At 39.8% G+C, this 4380-nt stretch carries 7 protein-coding genes; 2 read left to right on the top strand and 5 right to left on the bottom strand.

Annotation, left to right across the window (positions count from 1 at the left end):
* Window positions 1-22 precede the first annotated feature (22 nt).
* On the bottom strand, window positions 23-703 hold the full coding sequence (locus tag AC1DDX_RS24400; RefSeq protein WP_337717677.1) for a hypothetical protein: 681 nt from the start codon (window positions 701-703) through the stop codon (window positions 23-25).
* Window positions 704-1171: 468 nt separating this feature from the next.
* Between AC1DDX_RS24400 and AC1DDX_RS24395 the strand changes: the two genes are divergently transcribed.
* Together AC1DDX_RS24395 and AC1DDX_RS24390 are read left to right on the top strand one after the other, a co-directional pair.
* Window positions 1172-1456 (top strand): hypothetical protein, encoded by a 285-nt coding sequence (locus AC1DDX_RS24395; protein WP_288884161.1) that lies wholly within the window; start codon window positions 1172-1174, stop codon window positions 1454-1456.
* Window positions 1457-1541: 85 nt separating this feature from the next.
* Window positions 1542-2096 (top strand): hypothetical protein, encoded by a 555-nt coding sequence (locus AC1DDX_RS24390; protein ID WP_477622744.1) that lies wholly within the window; start codon window positions 1542-1544, stop codon window positions 2094-2096.
* Window positions 2097-2255: 159 nt separating this feature from the next.
* Here AC1DDX_RS24390 and AC1DDX_RS24385 read toward each other — a convergent pair whose 3' ends face one another.
* The 4 genes from AC1DDX_RS24385 to AC1DDX_RS24370 all read right to left on the bottom strand — a co-directional run bounded on the left by AC1DDX_RS24385 (window position 2256) and on the right by AC1DDX_RS24370 (window position 4205).
* The gene (locus tag AC1DDX_RS24385; RefSeq protein WP_337717681.1) at window positions 2256-2684 is read right to left on the bottom strand and encodes a hypothetical protein; all 429 of its coding nucleotides are present in this window, start codon (window positions 2682-2684) and stop codon (window positions 2256-2258) included.
* 11 nt (window positions 2685-2695) lie between these two features.
* Window positions 2696-3550 (bottom strand): relaxase/mobilization nuclease domain-containing protein, encoded by an 855-nt coding sequence (locus AC1DDX_RS24380; RefSeq protein WP_337717683.1) that lies wholly within the window; start codon window positions 3548-3550, stop codon window positions 2696-2698.
* Window positions 3547-3924, bottom strand: a complete 378-nt coding sequence (locus AC1DDX_RS24375) for a plasmid mobilization protein (protein ID WP_337717685.1) — start codon at window positions 3922-3924, stop codon at window positions 3547-3549. The genes AC1DDX_RS24380 and AC1DDX_RS24375 overlap by 4 nt, the downstream gene beginning before the upstream one ends.
* A 119-nt stretch (window positions 3925-4043) precedes the next feature.
* Window positions 4044-4205, bottom strand: a complete 162-nt coding sequence (locus tag AC1DDX_RS24370; protein ID WP_337717687.1) for a hypothetical protein — start codon at window positions 4203-4205, stop codon at window positions 4044-4046.
* Window positions 4206-4380: the final 175 nt, after the last annotated feature.

The raw sequence follows: 4380 nt of genomic DNA, 5'->3' as shown, positions 1-4380 counted from the left end.
GTCCATAGGCAATATACTCGGGTTAAAAATTTACCAATGATTGTACCCTACCCTTAATAAAGGTAATACTAATCTGATAAGGAAAATCGGTATTCAGATTACTCCTGATCAGCTTCACACCGTTCTTCAATACCCTGGTGATTTCAAGCCTCGCTTGTTTTGGCAATTTACTGGCACCTAGAACAATAGTCACCTCACCCTCCCTATTCAAATTAAAAGACATATCAAACCGTCCACTGACTGATTTATCGAGTTTACAGTTACTGAGCATATATTTTTGCAACTTATTTTTATCTTCCACAGTTATACGGCTGGTAATCACAACTTCTCCCAAAATAGCCCTGCTATCACAGTCTGAGGATACTGTTGCTGCCTGCGGCTTACCCAAAAGGGTTGATTGTGCATTAGCTTTTTGCCCAATCGCGCCAATCCCTACAAAAACCATTGCAGTAACCAACCATCTTTTCCAGCGAGACTCATCAACTGGCAATGGCGCCATTAACTGATCGCTGGAGAAGCGACCGCAAAAACCCTCCTTGTTTTCCTGCATAATATTGATGAAGTATGCTACATTTTTGTTGGTAAGGTCATATACCTTTTTTTGACAGCTGTTACAGAATCGCCCTTCYGCGTCAGGCTCCATATTATTCCAATCCTGATTACAAATAAAGCTTAGTTTGGCATCGTTGATCTTGTCTTCCATGTCGTGTTTGTTGGTTTATCAGATGATGAAGTTTACCAACCAATTCCATAATATTAGAATTGAAAGTAATGACACTCTGATCCGCTCTCCTTTTCATATATTTAACTACATCGGATGGTTGCATAGCCACCTAAATCGAAAGTAGAAATAAACAGCAACACCTTTCCGTAAACACCAAAGCAAAACTTCCGGTTTTGCAGGCCGAAAATGCGCGCAAGGAATTATTGACTGATAAAATTTAAATTAAACCAAATCTTTATTCAAATAGTGGGATAAATTACTAAGTGGACACTCTACGGAATTCCCTTAAATTGAGCTAACTAGAAGAAACATCAGTACATACTTCTTGTTAATTCCATATTGAATATTAGTATTCGATTATTAATATAGTGATTCAAAAGACCGTGTTTGATATAACAAATCACCTAATTTTTGTTTATTTTAATCCCACTAAAAGCACATTGATACATGACGCCAATAGAAGCAGATGAAAAGCTAAAGAAATACAATTATTTAGTAGGAAAAACTATTGGTAAAGATACTATCGCGGCAATTATGCCAGTTCCCGTTGATTCAGAAATGACTGTTGAACAAATGTTCCTTACTGTCTTTAACAATGTCCCGCACAAATTGTTCGAGCATGCCGATTATAGGATCGTAGTGATGCTTAATTACCAGCAATTTCTTGATAAGGGAGAAGTTATTTGGAAAGATCTTAATGAGGTTTTGGAGATGTTAGGGATAAATGAATAACCTTAGATTGCAGGACAGCGAAGCGTCGATCTCCCGCAATTGAGCCTGAAGCGAAAGAAATGCGCACATTGTGATCTTTAAAATTATGAAAAAAACTACTTTCTTCTCCCTGATTCTAATATTGAGTTTCTTCTATGGGTATACTCAAAGCAAAGGCGAGCTAATTTTACCTTCTGAAACGATAGAAATTAAAAAAATTAAACAGCAAACGCCGGAGCGGCGGATATTGCAAATTGCCGTTATAAAAACAATTGGAAAACACCTGGATTCGGATTTACTGTTTAAAACACCAAAAGGTGATGGTTACATTACCTCTATCAGCTTAGTTTTTAACATGAAAGGAGGAATTGATACTGTATATTTTGCAGAAAAAATGTCACCGCAGTTAAAAAAAATACTGGAACCTAACGCAGAGTTGGTTGCCAAACTGAAGAAAATTTTGCCCTTTCCAGATTTCAATGGTAAAATAGTCGTTTATCCAATACTTTTTAAATGGGGATATGACGCCACGCTAAATTATGGAGAGCACTTTTTAAATGATTTTGAAGGCCTATGGCCAAATCTCGATGTGAAAGATCAAAAAAAGCAAATTATTTTATTAAGACCATATATTAACATATTTCATAAGAGCGAAAATTAATTCTCTTTACTGGGGACAGCTATTTTGCATGCTCATGAGCTATAGGACACCAACACACCAAAGTTTCTTTTGTCGATGCAAAGAATCATTGAGGTGATTCTGGCGCTGAGTAGACTCGGAACTTCCATCCTATTACAATATTCATAGTTGCCCACTCTCTTAAAGGCATCTATTGATGAGTAGGTAAGTGAGCACCATGAACAGTGATCCCAATATTATCCAAACCAGCCCCCGCATCATCGCATGATAGTATTCAGGCGCTCGTACCTGTTCGGGGAATAAAGTAAACCTGATCTGCCTGATGATTGGCTTTGGTCCTTTTTCTATTGCCTGATTAATCCCAACAAATCCTTTGAGAATGGCCAGATTGACCTCAGAGAGGTCGGGCCGTGGCGCTTTGACTTCTATAGTATCATACTTACGCTCAAAGGTTGCGATTAACGCCTTACTTTCCTCGATCAGGATATTGAGTTGATTGTCTTTGTCCGCTAATTTCTCTTCCAGATCTGCTATTACTTTTTGCGTTTTCTTGCCCTGCTCCGCTAACTCTTTCAAAATTTCCGTGAATGAGGTTTCATCTAAGTCCATAAGAATTGATTTTAAATTGATCTTCCTTTAGTTTTTTTACGTGCTAATTTTTCCGTTATCCCCGGCTGTTGCCATCTCATTTGCGCATGTTTTTGCTGCTCAGCAATCCCGCGCTGCTGGATAAGCTGAGCAGTGATATTTGCCAGGCTATGCCCGAGCTGGCTTCCCTTGAACCTGACCAGCTTTTTGTCGATGAAGGCAATGCCCCTCCCAAGTTCAACTTGGTAACCCTGCTTTTCCATTCTGATCTTTAGCGCCTCAATGGTATCTGATTTGCTAATCGCAGCTTCCAGCTTTTCTCTGAGCAGTTCCTTTCTGTTATCTACCCTTTTACCTATGACCATCCGCTCCGTGGGTGTCAAAAACCGGTTGGGATTTAAAACAGGGGTTAGTTTATACCTTTTTTCCATTTCCCGGCAAAATTGCGCCATTCGTTTATAGCTGTTGTGATCGCTGACCGTCTTACCATCATAACCGACCCGGTTAGCCACAATGTGGATGTGCTCGTGAAGGGTGTCTGAATGGGTAATGACGATAAACTGATTTTGGTCAAATCCAAACTCTTCGGACATTGCTACGACGATGTCTGCCTTTTGTTGTTTGGTCAGCAAGGCGGCATCGGCATAGGCAAAGCTAAATGAAGCATGAAGGACTGGCTTTAACAGCTTTGGATTAAGTTTCCTTACTTCTACCAGTTGTGTGATCACCTGATCCATGGTGCCAAAGCAGTTGTTATAATAAATCACTTCAGCCTGTTTTTTGACCATTTCTTCCAGCTGAAGTTCTTCGCTTTCCTGTAATCGGCCCTCATGCAGGTAGCGAAGGCAACCCCGAAAGTTTCTACCCGTGGTTATTTTCCCGATCATTTTAAATAAGTCTTTATTTCTTCTACAATTCGTTGCACTGTCCTCATTTGCTGATTGATCAGGGCCCTGTCCATCGCGTTCAGGTCCTCAGCTGAATTACGTTTGCGGGCAATCAGGTTGAGGGTGGCAGTGATGTGATGGAGTGTACCTGTAAATTGAAGTACCTCTTTGGGAAGGGTTTTCAATTTTATCTTCGCCGCCCCCTTTAGACCAAGCTCCCGGAGGTAAACGGAAACGCTCGTGTTCAATTTTCTGGCGCTATCCTGAATCAGTTTCTTTTCAATGGTATTACACCTCACTGTTACATTAATATTCTTTTTTTGGGATACTTTGGGGCGTCCTCTTTTCTTCCTATTATCACGCTGATTGATCATGACAGATGCTATAATTGTTCAAGGATTTATGAATTCACTCATTTAATAAATGGCGAGGTTTGCCCATAGCATATTCCTGCTATCTTTTCTTGGGGAAGCACACCTTTAATACGCAGGTCCTATAGCGTACCTGCTGAAATCTTCAGCAGTTTTATGATTGCTGAACTGCGAAGCCATTGCGTGATGGTTAAATCATTTGATTTGATGGTCTTTTTGATCTCCTCTATAAATTCAGACTTGAACGTCAGGAGCTCCGGTTCGGTTAAGATTTTGATCTGCATAATTGTCTCTGCTTTTAAATTTATAGGGCAAATTTGAATAACAGAACAGCAGAACCGATGACCACCGGTTTAGTGTGGTCATATGCGACAGACGAACCTTAGCTATTTTTTGTTTGGAGTTATAGGTACGATTTTGAAAAATTTCTGTTCGGGCTTAATTTCGGTTCCTTTAGAG

Source organism: Pedobacter sp. 10L46_2, assembly GCF_056395165.1.
The sequence above is the reverse complement of the archived record's forward strand: the minus strand, read 5'-3'. Positions and strand labels throughout refer to the sequence as shown.